The organism is Streptomyces sp. NBC_01217 (genome assembly GCF_035994185.1).
Taxonomy (GTDB): domain Bacteria; phylum Actinomycetota; class Actinomycetes; order Streptomycetales; family Streptomycetaceae; genus Streptomyces.
Genome location: NZ_CP108538.1, coordinates 1,260,650 through 1,280,257, shown reverse-complemented (window position 1 = coordinate 1,280,257; position 19,608 = coordinate 1,260,650). Strand labels below are relative to the sequence as shown.

Annotated in this window: 15 protein-coding genes and 4 pseudogenes; 9 read left to right on the top strand and 10 right to left on the bottom strand. The window is 67.9% G+C overall.

Annotation, left to right across the window (positions count from 1 at the left end; all coding sequences use genetic code 11):
• The first annotated feature begins 15 nt into the window (after positions 1 to 15).
• Positions 16 to 444 (top strand): hypothetical protein, encoded by a 429-nt coding sequence (locus tag OG507_RS05385; protein WP_327365972.1) that lies wholly within the window; start codon positions 16 to 18, stop codon positions 442 to 444.
• A 102-nt stretch (positions 445 to 546) separates the two neighbouring features.
• Complete coding sequence (locus OG507_RS05380; protein WP_327365971.1) at positions 547 to 1,572, top strand: aldo/keto reductase; 1,026 nt, start codon at positions 547 to 549, stop codon at positions 1,570 to 1,572.
• A gap of 440 nt (positions 1,573 to 2,012) precedes the next feature.
• Here the strand turns inward: OG507_RS05380 and OG507_RS05375 are convergent.
• The 5 genes and pseudogenes from OG507_RS05375 to OG507_RS05355 all read right to left on the bottom strand — a co-directional run.
• Positions 2,013 to 2,556, bottom strand: a pseudogene (locus OG507_RS05375) (mobilization protein); the annotation flags it as partial.
• Positions 2,557 to 2,586: 30 nt separating this feature from the next.
• Complete coding sequence (locus OG507_RS05370) at positions 2,587 to 5,418, bottom strand: NHLP bacteriocin export ABC transporter permease/ATPase subunit (RefSeq protein WP_327371871.1); 2,832 nt, start codon at positions 5,416 to 5,418, stop codon at positions 2,587 to 2,589.
• A gap of 28 nt (positions 5,419 to 5,446) precedes the next feature.
• The gene (locus OG507_RS05365; RefSeq protein WP_327365969.1) at positions 5,447 to 7,720 is read right to left on the bottom strand and encodes an NHLP family bacteriocin export ABC transporter peptidase/permease/ATPase subunit; all 2,274 of its coding nucleotides are present in this window, start codon (positions 7,718 to 7,720) and stop codon (positions 5,447 to 5,449) included.
• Positions 7,717 to 8,523: an HlyD family efflux transporter periplasmic adaptor subunit gene (locus OG507_RS05360; RefSeq protein ID WP_327365968.1), complete on the bottom strand. Its 807-nt coding sequence runs from the start codon at positions 8,521 to 8,523 to the stop codon at positions 7,717 to 7,719. Before OG507_RS05360 ends, OG507_RS05365 begins: the two co-directional genes overlap by 4 nt.
• Before the next feature lie 82 nt (positions 8,524 to 8,605).
• Positions 8,606 to 8,833 (bottom strand): type A2 lantipeptide, encoded by a 228-nt coding sequence (locus OG507_RS05355; protein ID WP_327365967.1) that lies wholly within the window; start codon positions 8,831 to 8,833, stop codon positions 8,606 to 8,608.
• A gap of 865 nt (positions 8,834 to 9,698) precedes the next feature.
• On the opposite strand from OG507_RS05355, the pseudogene OG507_RS05345 reads away from it, so the two are divergent.
• The 4 genes and pseudogenes from OG507_RS05345 to OG507_RS05330 form a co-directional block, all read left to right on the top strand.
• A pseudogene (locus OG507_RS05345) lies at positions 9,699 to 9,830 on the top strand (TIGR02679 domain-containing protein); the annotation flags it as partial.
• 88 nt (positions 9,831 to 9,918) lie between these two features.
• A complete protein-coding gene (locus tag OG507_RS05340; protein ID WP_327365966.1) occupies positions 9,919 to 10,158 on the top strand; it encodes a DUF2399 domain-containing protein in 240 nt (79 codons plus the stop codon).
• A 276-nt stretch (positions 10,159 to 10,434) separates the two neighbouring features.
• On the top strand, positions 10,435 to 11,034 hold the full coding sequence (locus tag OG507_RS05335) for a hypothetical protein (protein WP_327365965.1): 600 nt from the start codon (positions 10,435 to 10,437) through the stop codon (positions 11,032 to 11,034).
• A 144-nt stretch (positions 11,035 to 11,178) separates the two neighbouring features.
• Positions 11,179 to 11,335, top strand: a pseudogene (locus OG507_RS05330) (IS5 family transposase); the annotation flags it as partial.
• 111 nt (positions 11,336 to 11,446) lie between these two features.
• Here OG507_RS05330 and OG507_RS05325 read toward each other — a convergent pair.
• Complete coding sequence (locus tag OG507_RS05325; protein WP_327371870.1) at positions 11,447 to 11,656, bottom strand: SDR family oxidoreductase; 210 nt, start codon at positions 11,654 to 11,656, stop codon at positions 11,447 to 11,449.
• 75 nt (positions 11,657 to 11,731) lie between these two features.
• Here OG507_RS05325 and OG507_RS05320 point away from each other — a divergent pair, with 75 nt between their 5' ends.
• On the top strand, positions 11,732 to 12,037 hold the full coding sequence (locus OG507_RS05320; RefSeq protein ID WP_327365050.1) for a transposase: 306 nt from the start codon (positions 11,732 to 11,734) through the stop codon (positions 12,035 to 12,037).
• On the top strand, positions 12,034 to 12,927 hold the full coding sequence (locus OG507_RS05315; RefSeq protein WP_327365964.1) for an IS3 family transposase: 894 nt from the start codon (positions 12,034 to 12,036) through the stop codon (positions 12,925 to 12,927). The genes OG507_RS05320 and OG507_RS05315 overlap by 4 nt, the downstream gene beginning before the upstream one ends.
• 437 nt (positions 12,928 to 13,364) lie before the next feature.
• On the opposite strand, the gene OG507_RS05310 is transcribed toward OG507_RS05315, so the two are convergent.
• Positions 13,365 to 14,462, bottom strand: a complete 1,098-nt coding sequence (locus OG507_RS05310) for an MmcQ/YjbR family DNA-binding protein (RefSeq protein WP_327365963.1) — start codon at positions 14,460 to 14,462, stop codon at positions 13,365 to 13,367.
• A 205-nt stretch (positions 14,463 to 14,667) separates the two neighbouring features.
• Here OG507_RS05310 and OG507_RS05305 point away from each other — a divergent pair, with 205 nt between their 5' ends.
• Complete coding sequence (locus OG507_RS05305; protein ID WP_327365962.1) at positions 14,668 to 15,708, top strand: helix-turn-helix transcriptional regulator; 1,041 nt, start codon at positions 14,668 to 14,670, stop codon at positions 15,706 to 15,708.
• On the opposite strand, the gene OG507_RS05300 is transcribed toward OG507_RS05305, so the two are convergent.
• The 3 genes and pseudogenes from OG507_RS05300 to OG507_RS05290 form a co-directional block, all read right to left on the bottom strand.
• Complete coding sequence (locus tag OG507_RS05300) at positions 15,653 to 16,969, bottom strand: MFS transporter (protein WP_327365961.1); 1,317 nt, start codon at positions 16,967 to 16,969, stop codon at positions 15,653 to 15,655. The genes OG507_RS05305 and OG507_RS05300 overlap by 56 nt on opposite strands.
• Positions 16,970 to 17,460: 491 nt before the next feature.
• Positions 17,461 to 18,282 (bottom strand): annotated as a pseudogene (ddaH, locus tag OG507_RS05295) (dimethylargininase); the annotation flags it as partial.
• A gap of 61 nt (positions 18,283 to 18,343) precedes the next feature.
• Positions 18,344 to 19,588, bottom strand: a complete 1,245-nt coding sequence (locus OG507_RS05290; protein ID WP_327365960.1) for an ATP-grasp domain-containing protein — start codon at positions 19,586 to 19,588, stop codon at positions 18,344 to 18,346.
• Between the last annotated feature and the right edge of the window lie 20 nt (positions 19,589 to 19,608).

Here is a 19,608-nt window from a genome sequence, read left to right as displayed (position 1 = left end):
ACGCATTCAACGCTCGTGAGACTTGCGACAGTCGAGGCGGCACTTTCCGCGCTCCCCGTCGAATACCGCATGGTTCGAATACGAGCCCTTCGCCAGTGTCTCCGCGAGACCACCGAAGCGTTCATCGGCGGACTGACCGGAGCCCTGCGACGCCCGCAGCTGCTCGTCCTCGGCCGCTACGGCACAGACGGTCGGCTGCGCGCGGTCGGCCGGACCACGCCGCTGAAGCCGGATGCCGCCCGCCGACTCGCCGACCACCTCACCGAGGCCGGCCCCGACCACCCATGGACCGGCGCACGGTTCACCGCCACCTGGGACAGTCGCGAACCCCTCGTACCGACCCTCGTCGTCCCCGAGCTGGTCGCGCAAGTCAGCGCCGACACCGCCATCGACCGCGGGGCCTGGCGTCACCCGCTGACGGCTTACGACCTCGGGAGCAATTGAAGGTGGGCGTCTTGCTCCGGCCGCTGATCTGGCGGCATACCGGGCCTGATCCCGGCAGGCGGGTTGCCTTCGCATGCACTCCAACTCCTAGCCTTCACAGGCATGGAGACGACCAACGAGACGACGGCCGCCGGTACGCACGCGCCGTACACAAGGACCCTCGGACGAAGCGGAATCGAGGTGAGCGCCCTCGGTTTTGGCTGCTGGGCCATCGGCGGACAATGGCAGGGGCCCGACGGGAGCCCGCTCGGCTGGGGCAAGGTCGATGACGAGGAGTCCGTGCGTGCCGTGCGCCGTGCGCTGGACCTCGGCGTGACCTTCTTCGACACCGCCGACGTCTACGGGACCGGGCACAGCGAGCGCGTACTGGGACGGGCCCTCGGCAGGCGCAGGGCGGACGTCGTCGTGGCCACCAAGTGGGGCAACCTCTTCGACGAGGAGAGCAAGGTCCTCACGGGCTGCGACGACTCACCGGCGTACGTACGCCGTGCGCTGACGGCGTCGCTCGCCAGGCTCGGCACCGATTACGTGGACCTGTACCAGTTGCATCTGTCGGACGCGGATCCCGAACGGGCCACTCTCCTGCGGGACGCCTGCGAAGATCTTGTGCGGGAAGGGCTCGTCCGCGCGTACGCATGGAGCACCGACGACCCGGGGCGCGCGGCAGTCTTCGCCGAGGGCCCGCACTGCGCGGCCGTGCAGCACCGCTGCAACATCCTCCAGGACGCGCCCGAAATGCTCACCTTGTGTGAGGAGTTCGACCTCGCGAGCATCAACCGCAGCCCGCTTGCGATGGGGCTGCTGACCGGGAAGTACCTGCCGGGGAGCACGCTCGCCGCCGGTGACATCCGTAGCGCGCCGCCTGCCTGGCTGCCGGGTTTCGTGGCGGGTGGTGGTGCCGATCCGCAGTGGCTGGTACGCGTCGAGGCGGTACGGTCCGTCCTCACGAGCCGCGGGCGCACTCTCGCCACGGGCGCGCTGGCCTGGCTGTGGGCGCGCAGCCCGCGGACGGTGCCCATCCCCGGCTTTCGGACGGTCACGCAGGCGGAGGAGAACGCCGGGGCGCTGGAGTTCGGGCCGCTGGCGGAGGAGGAGCTCGCAGAGATCGGGCGTGTACTGGGGGCTTGACTGACTGGGGGAGCAATGCTGGTGGGGCAGGCAGGACCGTGACGTAAGGCGGCCGTGCGGGTTCTCAAGGCGTGCATCACGAGCCACCCCGCACGGCCTTGTCCCATCCTGTCTTCACCGGCGTCTCCCGCCAGCATTTGGGCGAGTTGATCGAAGAACTCGCGCCACGCCGGGAAGCGGCCCGCGCTTCCGCGCTGTACGAAGTGGCGCCCGCCGCAGCGGTACACCGGGCGGCACGAGGACTACGCCGAGACCCACATGGCCATCACCGGACTGTCTCCGATCGGTCCGCCCGACGGGCAACCCGTCGCCGGACGAGCACCGAACTGGTGCCCGTCCGGCAGACAGCCTGTTGATCAACCCACCGGCCGAACTGGCAGACGAGCACGCCTCGATCCCAATTTCTCCCGAGGTCGTCAGTGAGTCGCTTCGGTGGGACTGTCGAGCGAAAGTCCGGCCGCACCGACTGAGCCTGCAGAGACGATCGTCCCGGTGTTCACGAGTCGTTCGGTGGCGGCGGTGGCCTGGTGCCACGGGTCGCCTGGCCGGACGGTGACCGGATCCGGGCTGGTGGCGAGGCTCTTGCGGATTCTGGGCAGGGACAGGACGGGGGCGAGCGTGGAGCCCGAGTGGAAGACCAGCTCGCCCTTGTCGTTGATGCCGTCGGGCAAGGCAGAAGTTGCAGCCGAGCGCGTCACCGGAGGGGCCGGGTTTGAAGCGTACGGTCTCGCCCGTTGCCTCCAGTAGGGCGAAGTACTCGGCCTCGTCGGGCGCGGCGGCAACCGCGCGGTGTGCCCGCAGACGCAGGACATCACGGGTGGCGGCGTCCTGGCCCAGGCGCTTGGCTTTGAAGTGTTCCCTGCCGGTGGGTCGCTTGGCGCAGGTGCCGTCGCCCGGCTTCAGTCTCAGGAGCCCGTAGTCGATTTCGACCTTGTGGGCCTCGCGCTGGACGGCGCGCTGATCGTAGCCGCGCCGTCGTGCCCTCTCGACGACCCGCCTCCGTGAGCCGTCCACTCAGTTCATCTGACGCCGTACCAGTTCATGGAGCTGCCCGTGCGTGTCCGCGAGGAGTTCGGCGGGCGGCCCCTCCTGGACGACCCGGCCCTCCGCCATGACGATCACGCGGTCGGCGTCCATGACCGTGGACAGCCGGTGCGCGATGACGACCCGGGTGGCCCGCAGGGACCTGGTGCTCTCGATCACGGTGCGCTGGGTCTCGTTGTCGAGCGCGCTCGTGGCCTCGTCGAGGAACAGGATGCGGGGGCGTCGGACGAGGGCCTGGGCGATCATCAGCCGCTGGCGCTGCCCGCCGGAGATCGAGCCGCCGCCGGAGATCATCGTGTGCAGCCCCATCGGCATGCGCCTGATGTCATCGGCCAGCCCCGCCATGGCGGCGGCCTCCCATGCCTCCTCCTGGGTGAAGACCTCGGCACCGCAGATGCAGTCAAGGATCGATCCGGACAGCGGCTGGGCGTTCTGCAGCACGACCCCGCACTGACGGCGCACGGCCGCCCGGTCGAGCGCCGTCAGATCCTGGCCGTCGTACAGCACGCTGCCCGACACCGGCTTGTCGAAGCCGATGAGCAGCCTCAGCAACGTCGACTTGCCGCACCCGCTGGGTCCCACGATGGCGACGAACTCGCCGGGCCGGACGGTCAGCGACACCTCGTCGAGGACGACGGGACCGTCGTCGGAGTAGCGGAAGGACACACCCCGGGCTTCGATCTCCCCGGACAGTGCGCCCGGCTGGGTGCTGGTGCCGCGTACTTCGGGTGCCCCGTCGAGCACCGGCTTGATCTGCTCGAACATCGGCAGCACGGCGGCTGCGGACACGAACGCCCCGGTGAGCTGGGTGACGGCAGTCAGCAGCATCGTCACGGACGTGTTGAAGGTCAGGAACTCGGCGGCCGTCAGGGACCCGCGTGCCGGGCCCGCCAGCAGGACGAAGATGACCAGCGAACACAGCGGCAGATAGACCGCGTTGAGGACCGTCGTCAGATTCTTGATCCGGCCCGCCCGCTTCTGCAGCTCGCGGCTGCGGGCGAACTCCGCCGCCCATGCCCCGTACGCGAAGCTCTCGGCCGCCGCGACCCGCAGCTTGGGCAGCCCCCGCAGCGTCTGGAACGCCTGGTTGTTCAGCTTGTTGCCCAGCACGACCAGGCGGCGCTGCCAGCGGAGCTCCCACATACCCATGGTGAGGAACACCCCGGAGATGACCACCAGCATCGCGACGGCGGTGAGCGCCAGCGGCACACTGAACCAGAGCAGCAGGCCCAGATTCATCACCCCGAGCGTGCCCGCCTGCACCACGACAGGACCGGTGCCGGACAGCACCCGGCGGATCGCGCTCACCCCCATCGCCGCGCTCGCCAGTTCCCCCGTGGAGCGCCCGGTGAAGAACTTCGTCGGCAGCCGCAGCAGCCGGTCCCAGACCGCGGGCTGGAGCGTGCTCTCGATCCGCCCCTCCATCCGCAGGATCGTGAGGTTCTGCAGCAGCATGAAGGCCGCCGAGACGACACCGGAGATGATGACGGCCAGTGACACCTGCACGATGAGGGCGTTCTGGGCGTTGGGTACGTACACGCCGAGCACCTTGCCGGTCGCGATCGGCACCAGCGACCCCAGCGCAACTGTCACCAGTCCCGCCAGCACCAGTTTCCGCAGGTCGCCCCGGGTACCGAACAGTCCGAAGCGCAGCAGCTGCCTCTTGCTCAACGGCTGCTCCGGCAGTGGCCGGTAGAACATCACGGCGCGCTCGTCGAGCTCCTGCGCAGAGGAGCTGCCGACCCGGCTGCGCCGCCCCGTCAGCGGATTGACCGCCTCGTAGCGGCCACGGCGCCAGAGCAGGGCGACCGGTGCCCCGGACGCGGCCCGGTGGCCCACCAGAGGCCCGGAGTTCTCCCGCCACCAGCGCCCGTCGAGCCGCACCGCGCGTGTGCGGATGCGCGAGGCGACCGCGACCCGCTCGACCGGGTCGATCCGGTCGCTCACCGCCCCGCCCGTCGCGGGCTCCGCGAGGACGATCCCGGAGTCCTGGGCCACCAGGCGGCAGGCCGCGTACACCGCGTCGTCCGAGGCACCCGTCGCGGGCGAAGAGCCCCTCCGGGACCGGCCGATCGAGGTCAGCAACGCATGGTCGGCCTCCTTGCGGACGGCCTCGCCCGCCTTCATGCCCGCCGCGGTCCGGTCCTCGTGAGCGCGCTCCAGCTGTTCGATCCAGCGGTCCAGCGCCGACAGCAGGCGGTACTGCTGATTGACCATCCCCTGCCACATCGCCGGGTCGACAAGCAGGTCACCCGCCGCCTCGGCGCTGAACGCGGCGCCGTACTGCACACTCCCGGGCGACACCGGCAGCCACAGGATGTCGTCGTCGCCCACCGTCTCGTCGAAGGTGGTCCGCCCGTCCAGCGGGGCCTCGAACAGCACCCGCTGGCTCCGGCCCACGCCGAGCGAGAAGGCGTGCTCCAGCAGGCTCAGGGTGGCGTCCCCCGTGTCGTAATGGCTGCGGTACTGACCCTCGTACGTCCCCTGGCCGGCGTACTCCGGCCGGTACAGCTCACGCAGCGGGATCCGGCGGAGCACGCACTCCTGGAGCGGCCGCCCGATCAGGGTGTGCTGCGGGCCCTCGACCGGACCCAGCACGAGGGTTCCCGGTTCGAGCCGGCCCAGGAAGTGCCAGTGCCCCTGCTCCACCGCGTCCACCGTGAACAGGTCGAGGGCGCCGCCCACTACGAGCCACAGCACCTGCGGGCCCTCCAGCGACAGACTCCGCAGCCCGGTGCAGTCGACCGGCTCGCCGAGAGCTCCCAGCGCGCCGATGACCGGGTCCTGCCCGGGAGCCTCCATGCCTGCGAGAGGATGAACGGATGCCACGTCAGTGCTCCCTGACCAGATCGGCGTAGGGGCCCCCGGCGGCCACCAGATTCTCGTGCCGGCCGCGTTCCACGACGGTCCCGTGGTCCAGGACCACGATCTCGTCGCTGTCGCGCACGGTGCTCAGCCGGTGCGCGATCACGACACAGGCACAGCCGCGCCTGCGCAGGTTGTCGATGATGACCCGCTCCGTCTCGGCGTCCAGCGCGCTGGTGACCTCGTCCAGGACCAGGATGCTGGGGCGGCGCACGAGCGCGCGGGCGATCTCCAGGCGCTGACGCTGCCCGCCGGAGAAGTTCCGGCCGTCCTGCTCCACCCGGCTGTGGATGCCACGAGGGCGGCGGGCGACGACGTCGTACAGGGCGGCGTCCCGCAGGGCCTCGGTCACCGCCTCGTCCGGGACCGAGGGATCCCACAGCGCCACGTTGTCCCGGACCGTCCCCTCGAAGAGGAAGACGTCCTGGTCGACGAAGGACACGGACGCGGCCAGCGCGCCCCGGGGTATGTCCTCCAGACGCTGCCCGTCGATACGGATCGTGCCCTCCCACGGGCTGTAGAGACCCGAGATGAGCCGGGAGACCGTCGACTTGCCGCTGCCCGAGCCGCCGACGAGCGCCACCTGCTGCCCCGGCCCCACGGACAGCGAGAAACCGGTGAGCAGCGGCTTGTCGAGCGGGCTGTAGCCGAAGGTGATGTCCTCCAGCGTCACATGGCCCTTGAGGCGGCGGGTACTCGCGGCGGGCTCACGGCGGGAGTACAGCGCGTCGACCGGGAAGTTCTCGACGTCCTTGAGACGGGCCACATCGGCCGCGAAGTCCTGGACGCGGCCCGCCACCCCGTTGAGCCTTGTGACCGGCGCGGTGAAGCGGGTCACCAGAGCCTGGAAGGCGACGAGCAGACCGATCGAGATGTGCCCCTCCACGGCCCGCAGCCCGCCGATCCACAGGATCACCGCGCTGTTGAGCGTCGCGAGGGTGGGGGCGACGACGCCCAGCCAGGCGCTCGGCACCCCGAGGCGCTGCTGCTCGTCCAGAGTCGTCGCGTGCTGCCCGGCCCACCGCCGGAAGTACCCGTTCTCGCCACCCGTGGCCTTCATCGTCTCGATCAGCTGGAGACCGGTGTACGAGGTGTTCGTGAGCCGTGCGCTGTCGGCCCGCAGTTTCTGCGTGCCGACAGCCCGCAACCGTATGACGATGCGCATCGCGACCACGTTGAGCAGCGCGATCCCCACCCCGATGACGGTCAGCTGCGGATCGTACGTCCAGAGCAGGAACGCGTAGAGGAGGACGACGATGCCGTCCACGCCTGCCGCGGTGAGGTCCCGGGCGAGAGTCTCGGCCACGGCGTCGTTGGACTGGAGGCGCTGGACCAGGTCGGCCGGGCTGCGCTGCGAGAAGAAGGTGACCGGCAGCCGGAGCAGATGCCGGAAGAAGCGCGCGCTGCCGAGCGTGGACGAGATGATGCGCCCGCGCAGCAGATTCGCCTGCTGCAGCCACGTCAGTACGACGGTGAGGGCGACCATGGTGCCCATCGCGGCGAACAGCACACCCAGCAGCGAGGTCTGTTCACCGATCATGAACATGTCGATGTAGGTGCGGCTCAGGGCCGGGAGCGTCGCCCCGACGGCCACCAGCAGCAGACTGGCGAGCAGGGCGACCAGCATCGTGCCCGTGGTGCCGCGCAGCCGGGCCGGCAGCGCGGCCATGACGCCGGGCTTCCGGCCGCCGCGCTCGAAGTCCTCGCCGGGTTCGAGGACGAGGACGACCCCGGTGAAGCTGGTGTCGAAATCCTCGGCGGGCACGAACCGGCGTCCCTTGTCGGGGTCGTTGATGTGCACGCCCCGCCGTCCGAGACGGCGTCCCACGCCGTCGTACACGACGTAGTGGTTGAACTCCCAGAAGAGGATCGCGGGCGCCTGGACCTCGGAGAGGGCCGCGGGCTCCATCTGCATGCCCTTGGCCTGGAGGCCGTAACTACGGGCCGCCTTGAGCACGTTGCTGGCGCGTGAGCCGTCACGCGAGACGCCGCAGGCGATCCGCAGCTCCTCCAGCGGCACATGGCGGCCGTAGTGGCCGAGCACCATTGCCAGCGAGGCCGCACCGCACTCCAGGGCCTCCATCTGGAGCACGGTGGGGGTGTGCACGGTCTTCGTCCGCCCGGGCTTCGGCGCCGGACGCGATCGCCGCCTGTTGCCCGGGATTCCCTCCGGGCGGTGCCTGCCGCGGCCGGGCGGCGGCAGATGCTGGGCGGTGGGGGACGGGTGCGGTGCGGTCACGGGAGCAGCCAATCGATCGGGCGCTGGTCGGCGAGACGGACGGAGCCGGTGGCCAGGGTCATGGAGCCGATCGCGTACGGGGGGCCGTCGGCCGAGGACCAGCGGTAGCCGGACTCCGTGGAGTCCGAGCGCTCGATCTTCACCAGGACCGCCAACGGCCGTCCGCGCTCGGAGAACTGCTCGCCGAGCTGGGCGTCGCCGAGGAAGCGGGTGATCTGCTGCTGTGTCTGCGCGGCCCTGCCGACCGCGGCCACCTTGCCGCGCAGCACCCCGTATTGCTGAGCGGGCACGGACTGGACGGTGAGGTCGACGGAGGCGCCCACCGGGACGGACGCGGCACTGCTGCCTGATACGTAGAGCAGGACGACCAGCGGGTCGTCGGCCCCGTCGATCCGTTCGACGCTCGCCACGTCCGCGCCGGTGGTGACCACCGCGCCGATCGTTGCCGTCACCGAGGTGAGCCGGCCCGCGTCGATCGTACGGACGACGCGTTCACCCTGCTCCGTACGGACCTTGAGCAGGGGGGAGTTCCTGGGCAGGGTCTCGCCCTCGTCGGCGAGCACCTCGGTGATCTGCCCGGCGACCGGACTCTGCAGGATGTAACTGCCGCGAGAATGCGTGAGGATGCCGGGGGCGTCGAGCGTGCTGGCGACGGAGCCCGTCATGGCCCAGAAGCAGGTGGCGGCCATCACGGCGACGGTGACGCAGAGGGCGATCAGGCCCTGCGGGCGGGCGAAGCGCACCGGCAGATCGAGTTGTTCGGGCGACTGCAGCTTGGAAAGGGCCTGTTGGCGGAACTGCACGGAACTCTTTCCTCACCTGTCAGTGGTCGGCACCGAGCCCCGGAACCGATGGGTTCCGGGGCTCGGCGGGTGCTGCCGTGTCTCAGAGACCGGCGGTGAGGCCGGTGGCCAGGCCGGTGACCGCGCCCGTGTTCACGCCGGTGGAGCCCTCGACGAGACCGGTGACCGAGCCGACGAGGCCGGCGACCGGGACGATGCTCTCGGCGGTGCCCGTGACGTTGCCGACGAGACCGCCGACGAGGCCGCCCGAGACGTTGTCGAGGTCGCTGTCGGAGATCTCGGCGGTCTCGACCTGGGGGGTGTAGTTCATGATGAGCGCCCTTCGTATGGAAATTACTTATGTACGGGAGCCCGTCGTGCGGCCCCCGTATGGCCCAGGATAAAAGCACGCCTGTGCCTCGTACGGCCAATCGAACTGCGACGGATCCGTGGTTGCCGCTCCGCTGGAATCGAATCACGTGCAGAGGCATCCATTGCATGGGAGCAGATTCTTCATGAGCTTCACCGGATGAATTCGACGTCATCGCAACTTCAGGCCTCGCGCGGCGTACTACCGTCCCAATCGTCCCCTGAGTCCGCCCCGACCTGGTGTTCCGTGACCGGAACGGTGGCCGGTGTGCGCACGCCGTGTGCAGGTTTCTCCGGCCCGACTGTCCCCGCAATTCCGGGCGGCCGATGAGGTGTGTTGCCGGGGGAGTACGCAAGACTTCCGTATTACGGCGGTGTGAAAATGAGCGGGAATCGCCCGCCCCTGTGTGTCATCTGCGAATGGATGGCGTGTTTATGGAGCGTTTTCCGGGCCTCCGTGTTCACTCCGTCACTTTGCCTCCGGATATGTGGAGAAGGTGCGAGCGGCCGTCGGCGAGACGGCCCCGGCTGCCCGGCGTGTGCGGGGGCATGGCCCGTGTCGGGGTGCGCTTTGATCTGTGCGGAAGGCGCCGACGTCGCGCGGTGCGCCGGTCTGGCAACGGATCGTCGATGGAGCGCTCGGCATGACTGACGAAGAGTCCAGCACCCCTCATTGGCTGTTCGGCGATGCGCCACCGGGCCGCCGGATTCGGTGACCGCGTGCGGTACGTCAAGGAGGACACCAACCGCCAGGGTCTGCGCAAGGCGGTGGACGACGCTCCGGTGACCGTGCATCACCCCACGTCCCGCGCGGCCCGCGACTGCCGGTGCTCGCCGAACTCCCTGGTCAGGCCGAACCTTTGCCCGTCTTCGCCGCCCGGGTTCTGAACGGTCACGCGCACGCTCTCGACGACGGCACACCTCTCTCCACGCTCGTCCTGCGCGCCCTAGCGACCCCTGTACGACGCTGCTCCACCGCAGTCCGCAGCGGAACGGCGCGCCCTGTGGACCCGCGCGGGCGCCGCCCTTGCCCCATACGTCGTCCACGTGGTGGAGAACCCCAGCTTCCTGGCCCTCGCCCTTCGCCGCTTCGGCCCCGACTGCCCGCCGCTCGTCTGCACGTCCGGCCGGCCCAACAGCGCCGCGATCCAGCTCCTGCGCCTACTCATCGACCGGGGTGCCGCTCTTCGTTACCACGGTGACTTCGACGGCGAGGGCATCCGCTGGCCGTCTGTGACGCTCCAGAAGCCCGAAAGGGTGCTCGAAGCGGCCTCGTACCTGCACTGACCTGCAACTGTGCTCGCTCCCGCTCTGCGTGACATCTTTCGATGAGGCATCACGTGGAAGGCGCGATCGAGCACCTTGACGGTTGTCCTAGCGGAGGTTGGTGGACACGAACATCTCCAATGCCAACCGTCGGGTTCGACTGAGCTTCCTGGGCTGACCAAGATCGCTCATGGAGGTCCTGCCGCCAATTCTCCCTACTCCGCACTCTTGAGCGGAGAGCAACTTGCACGGTACGGACCTGAACATGGTTGAACGACCTTACGACGGACGTGGCACATGCCTGCTCGGCGTGCGGTGGCCCTCCCGCGTGAAGCCGGCCACGTCTTCCCCGAGCGTCGGCGGGAGAACGTGCTGACGGCCGCCGCCTTCCTCGGCGCCCACGTCTTCGGCTCGGCCGACGATTGGGAGGTGTCGGGCGCCACCGATCCGATGACGCGCCCGAAGCTGGGCCCTTGGCTCTTTGGCGCGAAGAAACTGCTCGTCACGTACAGGCTTGACGGTCCGTGGGAACTGGACGACCCGGCCGACGAGAACCACTTCACCGTGGAGGCATGGGGTGCGCAGATGGAACTCCGCGCGATCCGGCGCCGGAACCGTGACGCCACAATCAAGACCCGTGCGCCCGGTCGCCCGAAGGGCAAACCGTCTTACGGCTTCCAGTACGTGCGGAAGGTGATCGGCAGCAGGATCGACCAGGTTAAACTGCATCCGCACGCTGCGGAAGCCATAAGGCAGGTCGCCCGCGGCGTTGTGGCCGACCCTGCGGGAGTTCGGCGACGGCTTGATCTACGAGACGGTGTACGACCCGGGAAACGGCATCTCCGAGCGCGTCGCCGGGATGCGGGCCAACCGCGGACGACTGCGCGCCGATCGTGAGGCTGGGCTGCGCGATTCCGCGGACGACGCCGCCTGGTTCCGTGAGCGGTACGCCTCTTTCGGACGCCGGCTGGCGGCCCTTGAGGCTTCTCGTTCGCTCCTCCCCTTTGCGCCCTGGGAAAGCGTCATGCCCGACTGCGCAGCGATACGGGCAAGAAAATCGCAGATCGCAAACGACATCCCGACGTCGACACCCCCGGCCTCCTACTGGCCGTCTGGGAGACCGCCGCTGCCGTGTCCGACAGCGCCGGCGACATACGCCTGCGTGAACAAGGCATGGGCCGACAGTGGCTACCGCACCGGAGCGGGCTGAAGGCGTCGGTATGGACAGACTCGGGAACGGCGAGGCGCCGGTGCGGTCGACTGTCTTCCTGGCACCGGAGCCCCGTGCGTTGCGGGTGCTGGTCCCGAGTCAGATGCTGAATCCGCCGTCGATGGTCAACAGCGCGCCCGTGATGAACGCGGCGTCCTCGCTTGCGAGGAAGACGACCGCCTTGGCGATATCGTCAGTGGTGCCGAAGCGGCCGAGGGGCGTCATCGCCAACTGAGTGGCCGCGAACGGGCCGTCCGCGGGATTCATGTCCGTGTCGGTCGCCCCGGGCTGTACGACATTGACGGTGATGCCGCGTGTGAAGCTTCCCCTTGATGTTGGACACCTGGAGACTGGGACGTGAAGTTCCAGAGGAAGTAGTGCCAGGTGGGAAGCAAGAGCAACCGCAGCAAGCGGTACTCGGAGGAGTTCAAGCGGGACGCGGTCGCCCTCGTTCGCTCCTCCGGCAGGACGGTCACCGAGGTGGCCAGGGACCTCGGGGTCAGCGCCGAGGGGCTGCGGAACTGGGTCAGGCAGGATCAGGCCGACCGGGGTCAGGGGGCGCCGGGCGAGCTGACGACGGCCGAGCGGGAGGAGTTGCGCCGGCTGCGCAGGCTGGCCCGCGAGCAGGCCGAGACCATTGAGGTGCTGCGAAAAGCGGCGGTCTTCTTCGCGAAAGAGAGCGATCGGTGAGCGCGGTGTATGCGTTCATCGAGGCGGAGAAGACCACCCACAACGTCGCCCTCCTGTGCCGGCTGCTGAAAGTGGCCCGCTCCTCCTTCTATGCCTGGCGGGCCGGGCAGCAGGCCCGCACCGCCCGGAAGGCTGCCGACGACGCCCTCGCGCACGAGATCACGGTGTTGCACATCGCCTCGCGGCGCGCGTACGGAGTGCCGCGCATCCACGCTGAGCTGCGTCGGCTCGGTCACCGGGTCAACCGCAAGCGCATCGAGCGAGTCATGCGCGAACGCGGCATTACCGGAGTCACCCGCCGCAGGCGGCGGAGTCTGACCCGTCCGGCGAAGAAGGCCGTGCCCGCGACGGACCTGCTCGGCCGTGACTTCACCGCCCGTGAGCCCGGCACTCGGCTGGTCGGCGATATCACCTTCATCGCCACCGACGAGGGCTGGCTCTACCTCGCGACCTGGCTGGACCTGGCGACCCGCGAGGTGGTCGGCTACTCGATGGCCGACCATCACCGGGCGAGCCTGGTCGTCGACGCACTGACCATGGCCACCGGCCGCGGCCGTCTGCAGCCCGGCTGCATCGCGCACTCGGACCGAGGCAGCGAGTACACGTCCAAGGAACTCCGCCGTGAGATAGGCCGGTTGGGGCTTCGGCAGAGCATGGGCCGGACCGGCTCGTGCTTCGACAATGCCGCCGCCGAGTCGTTCTTCGCGGTACTGAAGGAAGAGATCGGCACCCGCCAGTGGCGCGACCGGGCCACCGCCCGCGCCGAGATCTTCGCGTTCATCGAGACCTTCTACAACCGCAGGCGGCTGCGGAAGCATCCAGTGTGGGGCTATCTGACCCCGTTGGAGATCCGGCAGCGGCACGAGCAAGGACATGCCCTCGCGGCGTAAGTGCTGAGTGTCCAACATCACGGGGGAACTTCAGTTCTGGGTGGATATCACGCTGTAGACAGGCATGGGCACTCCCGGCCAAGTGGTGTGAACCTCCACCCCTGGCCGTAGGTCCCACCTGCATGCTCTGCAGCGGCAGAGAGACGTCCAGGACGCAAGGCCTACGGGCGATGGACGCCTACGAGGCAGGTTGCAGGGCTGGCCACCCGCTGACCAGGCGTAGCCGCGAACCCGCGACGCTGCCATCCGGCTATGTTTTGGACAGCGTTTCCGGCTCCGGGCCGGGCACTCTCGAGATCGATCACTGGAGATCCGTCAGGGGCAGAGCAGCCGGCTCCAGGCGCGAGGCGCCAGGTGTGCAGCGTGTCGTTCCCGGACCGTACGAGACGGCCGGGCGGGGAATCATCGTTCCAGCCGGGGGGCTTGCGGCCGGAACGCTATCCGGCACGGCCCATCGTGATTTTCACATACAGGTATTCGTCCAAGACCTTCGCGAGGGAGACCGAGGGCCGGCCTATTGCTTCGGGAATGTCGTCCTCGTTCACCTGCATCGTCCGTTGCAGGCCCTGTGCCCACGACCGCCCGAGCCGGAGATGGTTGCCGAACGCTGCGGCATCGCGCGCGCCGTGCAGTTCCTGCGCGATGGCCGCATCCCACGGCATGACGCTGTGGGGCCTTATCGCGTAGAGCGCCTTTGCGGCTGCTGTGGGGCCCAGTGAGCGAGCGCGAAGCCCCGAGCTGACGGGGAGGGCGGCGAGCTCGGAGTAGGCACGAGCAAGGAGAGAGATGTCCTGATCCGAAAGGGCGGTCAAATGTGCGACGGGCAGCTCTGTGCCGTGGTCACGCCACCATGCGGCTACGCCGGTGTCGAAAGGTGCCGGCTCGCCCGCACGCGGGTAACGAATGCGGCAGCCCCATGAGTTGAGCCACCGCAAGAGTGCGGTCCGGTGATCCTCCCTGCATAGATCCAGCGTCGGCTGCGTGTTGTCGAGCAGTCTCAGCCAGCTCGCGTCGATATTTCTGAACCCATTGAATACGCAGGCTGTTTTTCGCAGATCAGAAGGCGAGGGGGGAGCCGGGGCAGGCAGGGCACAAGCCGGCGGATCGTGATCGAATCGGGTCCCCCGCAGATGGTCCGCCGCCACGCTCTTCGGCACGACCATGCGCCAGGCTTCGACGACGATCTCTTCCATTTCGCTCACGTCGAGAGAACCCAAGCGGGCCTCCACCCAGTTGAATCGCTGGCTGGCGGGGGCCGGCATCCGAAACTTTTCGGGGGCGGATTCGATAAGCGCCGCTCGCTCCCCCTTGGGAAACGAGAATCCCATCGTGGTTTCGTCTTTGGAGAACGAGATGTAGACGATGCGTCTCACCCGGAACTTGACTCGGTCCCTGACGACGGCCTCTTCACTGCGCGGCAGGGATCGCGCCAGTTCACGCACCTCTTCGATCGTTACCATTGCCATGACCATCCTTTTCGATTTCAACCAGTTTGCTGCCGGGTGGCGCCGTCGAGCGATGGTGTCATCAACCATGTACCGCTACGCAACTCCCTCTGTTAGCACATCTGTTGACGACCGACAAGTCTTGAGATGGGTGCGATGTCGGTTATAGTGCGCCTGTTGCCCTGACGACTGCACGGAGCCGTGCGGTGGTGGCACAGGCGGCAATGGGGAGATTCTCGAACCGGGGGGGCTTATGAGCCATCGAGAAGTGGATCTGGTTTCACAGTTGCCACACTTGAGCGAGATTGCGGCACAGGTCTACGCGTACGCCCTTGATTACCCTTCCTTTGCTCCCTCGGATGTCTCCGCAAGTCTTAGGATTGACGACTCCTCAGTAAATTCCGCCATTCGCGAACTGGCCAGAATGAGACTTGTCTGTCGCGCCATGGGAGGCGGGGACTTGCTCGTCGCAGTAAATCCGGACATCGCTGTGGCGCAGCTTCTCTTTCCGATGGAGCGGGCCCTGCGAATCAGGCAGGAAGAAGTAGAACAGGTTCGCGCCGAGTTGGAAGGGCTGGCGCCACTGTATAACGAAAGCATAGACCGCAGGCGCCGTTTGGAGGCCGTCGAGATGCTGCCCGATCTCGGGACGGTGCGCGCCATGCTGACGCAGCTTGCTGCCAGTTGCGAGAAGGAAGTTCTGACGTCTCAGCCCGGTGGTGGGCGCAGTGAGCCCGTCCTGGAGGAGGCCATTACCCGGGACGAGGAGTTGCTCCGCCGGGGTGTTGCGATGCGGATCCTCTATCAGCACACAGCCCGCTTCAGCCAGCCGACTCACTCCTATGTGGAACGAGTTGCACCGCTGGGTGCAGAAGTGCGCACACTGGCCGACGGGTTCGTCCGCCTCATAGTCTTCGACAGCGAGACGGCTGTCATATCCCTTCAGGGAGTGGACACGGGTGCCGTTCTCGTCCGGGACCCGAGCATTGTCCAGTTCATGGTGTCGGCCTATGAGCGTGCCTGGTCGGCTGCCGCCGAATTTCCGTTGAACATCAAGAAATACAATGTAGAAGCGGTATCGGGGGAGACCAAGCAGACCATCATGCACCTGCTTGTGGAGGGTTTGGACGACAAGAACATTGCGCGCAGGCTCGGTATGTCGTTGCGGACCTGCCAGCGTCATGTGTCCGAGATCATGGAGCGGATCGGTGCCAGGAGCAGGCTGCAGGCCGGATATCTGATCAGCAAGCATGGCTGGCTGGAGGCCGGGACACCGCCACTCACCCGCCTGCCCCTGAATGCGACCGCCCCTCCTGAGCGGGAGCCTTCGCGCTGACGCCGTCATGCCGGAGGCTGTGGACCGACCTGCCGTGCAGTGAGGCTGCGGTGACCACTGCGGGGAGGGCCGTCAGGAGGGCGAGAGCAAGGAACGAGTGGGAGACCGAGCTGAGGTCGGCCACGTGGGACACCACAAGGGTGGCGATCACACTCAGTCCCAGACCGAGGGCGTTGGCCGACCCGAAGACCCGACCCGCTCGTTCCTCGGCGACGGTACTCATCAGCAGCGTACGGGTCGAAATGCGGGCCACCGCGAAGGTGAGTCCCCCCAGCAGGAAGAGCGCCAGCGAGTACACCCCGAACCGCGGCTCCAGCGTGATCACGATCGCGCAGGCCAGATACCCCATGACCGCTGCGGTCAGGTTGCTGACCCTTTTGGTCATCTGTCGGTACAACAGCCCGCCCAGGAGCATGCCGATTCCGGCGAGCGAATCGACCACGCCGAGGACACCAGGGCCCAGGCGCAGTGATTTGACCACCAGGACCACAATCAGAGTATTGCTGACGACGACGATGACACTGCTGATCGCGTAGAGAAGGCTCAGCCGAAACGCTGGGATGCCGCGTACGTGTGCTGCCGGGCCTGGTGGCGGGGCGGCGGTCGGCTGAGTGATGTCCCGCTTCTCGGGCCGGCCGCCGATCAGGGCCCAGCATCCTGCGGATGCAAGGAAGGTGAACGCGTTGAAGAAGAGCAGTGGTTCGACGCCCACCATCTGGATGAGGAAGCCTCCGACAGCTGTCGAGAGCAGGTTGCCCGCACTGACCGCCATTTCGTAGTGGCCGCTGAAAACGGCGAGCCGCTCGGCTCGCACCCGTTCCTTGACCAGGGCATTGGAGGCCGGCATGAACAGCGCTGTGATGCAGGCGAGCAGGAAGTTGGCCGCATAAGTGGCGAGTGGGGCGGGGCTGCCCAGCAGCAGTGCTGCCGGCAGAGCCACCGCAGCCAGGGCACTGAGCACGTCGCAGGCCAGGCAGAGCATCCGCCGGTCGAAGCGGTCGGCGAGGCGGCCGAAGTACGGCGAGAGTAGAACCTGCGGTATTGCCACCATCACAAACACCCATCCGACGCCCAGGGTGCTCCGCTCTGCCTCGAGCAGCAGGAGAGCCGATGCTGTGAGCTGGATGCCATTACCCAGGCAGGTGACAAAGGCCGCAGGCAGCAGCAGCCGCTCGGAGTGCACCCGCAGCCGGTCTGCCGATCGGGGGTCGGGTACTGGTGTGGAGTCGGCCGGATCGGCTGTGGGGACGGTCGGAGGCAACAGCTGGTTCCTCGTCGGCTTGCAGGGTGGTGCCGCCTTCGGTGGCGCGGCTGGGGCGGGTGCGGCGCCACCGAAGGCGGCGAATCAGGGAGTGTTGATCACGCCTCCCTCACGGAGCGGCGTCAGACGTTGCGGACCTCCTCGATGTAGGAGACCCCCGAGTCCGCATGGGCTCCGTACCGCTCCCACTCTTCACGGAGACGGATGCGCCCGTCCTCCAGTACCTCAGGGGTGCTGAGACTGCGGCCGGAGATGACTTCGCCGCCGTCGAGCACCATGCAGTAGGCGAAATCCAGCGTCCCCTGAAAGTCGATGACCCGCCCGGCCAGGGAGCCATGTCGCACGTCGCGGCCGGCGAACTCCGCCCGGACGAGGTCGCCTTCCTGAATGTAGAGGGCCTCGGGAGCCTCGCCGCCGGGCCCGGAGTGGGTGGAGCGGAATCGACGGCCGTTGTAGTTGATGCGCTCCTGCTCATCGCCGAGGGGCGCGCCACGCAGCTCCAGAGTGCAGCACTTCACGCTGCCGCCGGCCTTGAGCAGCTCGGTGATGTCCACGCCGATGGGTTCGAATCCGCGCTCGCGCAGGGCGCTGATGAGGTGCGTGGCCGCCTCGGGCAGCACGACTCGGCGGCCGTCCGACACGGCGTTGAGTCCGAAGACCTGGGCGTCGTCCTCGGTGGCGAGAATGGCATCGGGGTAGAGCTCTTGGAGGATTGTCAGGCTCTCGGGGGAGAACGCGGCGGGGTAGTACATGACCTCGGTGTCGTTCAAGACCGAGAGGGCGGTGTCGAGGTGGTAGAAGTTCGGGTCCACCAGTTCCAGCGTGACGACGGGGCGGCCGAGGATCGCCTCCGCTTCGGAGTGCGCACGCCGGTCGGTGCGAAACCCCGTACCGGCGAGGATCCGGTCGCCTACGACGAGGTAGTCACCCTCACCCTCGTTGGTGAATTCGGCACGGTGAACGTCGGAGTACCCGCGCTCGCGGAACCAGCCGACGTAGGCCGCTGCCTCAGCTGCACGCTCTTCGTGGCGGAAACGCGCCACCAGGGCCTTTCCGTCCACAACTGTCGCGCCGTTGGCGGAGAACACCATGTCGGGAAGGCCGGGAACCGGTTCGATCAGGTCGACCGTGTGGCCGAGTTCCAGGTAGAGGTCGCGCAGCCGTTCCCACTGGGCGATGGCGAGTTCCGTATCGACCGGCTTGCAGGGATCCATCCAGGGGTTGATCGAGTAGTCGACGGCGAAGTGCGTCGGGCGGCACATCAGGTAGCGGCGCGGTCGAGCGGTGCGGGCAGGAGAAGTCTGCTGGAGCACTGGGGTCCTTCCAGATGCGTGGGATGGGGTGAAGCCGGCGGGGCGGTGGCCCCGACCGGAATCAGTCGGTGAACTCGACCCGGATCTGCGAGGCGAGTTCTGTCGCAGTGCTCATGGCATCCTCGAACGAGGTTCCGGTCGCGCCCAGGAAACCGAGGATGCTGTTGCCCTCCGGGGGGCGCTTGATGATGTCCCCCGGACTGGCGGTGACTTTGAAGAAGAAGAGCCGGGAGGAGTTGGAGACCTCCTCCGGGACCGCGATCTCCCGGATCGTGCCTGCGGACGAGATCAGGCACATGGCAGCGGTGTGTACGTCGGTGGGCGTGTAGTGGTCGACCTCGGGGCGTACACCGCCGGCGACATCCATCACGGCCTCGATAGGGCTGTATCCCGCGCTGACACGGGCCATGTGGTCCAGGCCTCCGCCGCCGGGACGGACAGCGATCTCAAGCAGGTGGGGGCGGCCCTGGTGGAAGCGGACTTCGGCGTGGAGCACACTGCGGCGCACACCCTGCGCCCATGCTCCGGTACGTACGGCGTCGTGTACGGCAGCCACCTCGTCCGGGGTGAGTGAGGTGGGCGCATGGTGCACGTCATCGTCGAAGGTGTCCCCCTCCACGGTCACCCGGTCCACGATCGACCCCAAGTACACCTCGTCGTCCCAGGCCAGGGCCTCGATGAGGAACTCACGACCGTCCAGGAACGATTCCACGATGAGGCCGTTCGACCCCAGGTCGAGCCCGTCCGCCTCCATGGCGACCCAGGTCATGTCCTTGATGCCTTCGACGGCCTGAGGGAACCGCTCGCGCATCTCGTCCGGACCGTCGACACGGAAGACGAAGTAGCTGCCCGCGCCGAGGGTGGGCTTGAGGACGAGGGGATAACCCCACTCCTGGCCGGCCCGCAGTGCGTCCTCCAGCTCCGGAACGAAACGGAAGTGCGGGTGTGCGGCGCCCCCCTTCTCGTGGGCCTGGCGCATGAGCAGCTTGTTTCGGCTGGTCCGGGCCGCCTCCAGCCCGATGGTCGGTAGTCCCAGGGCCTCGGCCACCGCGGCCGCCGCGGTGACCGAAGGTTCCGCGAACGTCAGCACGCCGTCGAAGGCATGCTGCGCGTGCCAGTTGCATGCCGCCGCGATGATGTCGTCGATGTGCTTCGACCCGACGATCCGGTACCGCTCCTCGGGCCACGCGCCCTGCGTCCCCACTCCGTTGAGGACATAGAGGTCGGCGCCGAACTCCTGGACCTGCTGATAGCGCGAGATGTAGTAAGTGCTGTTCTGGCTGGCTTCAAGCGCGAGCAGCCTCATGTCAGGGCTCCTTGAGAGAT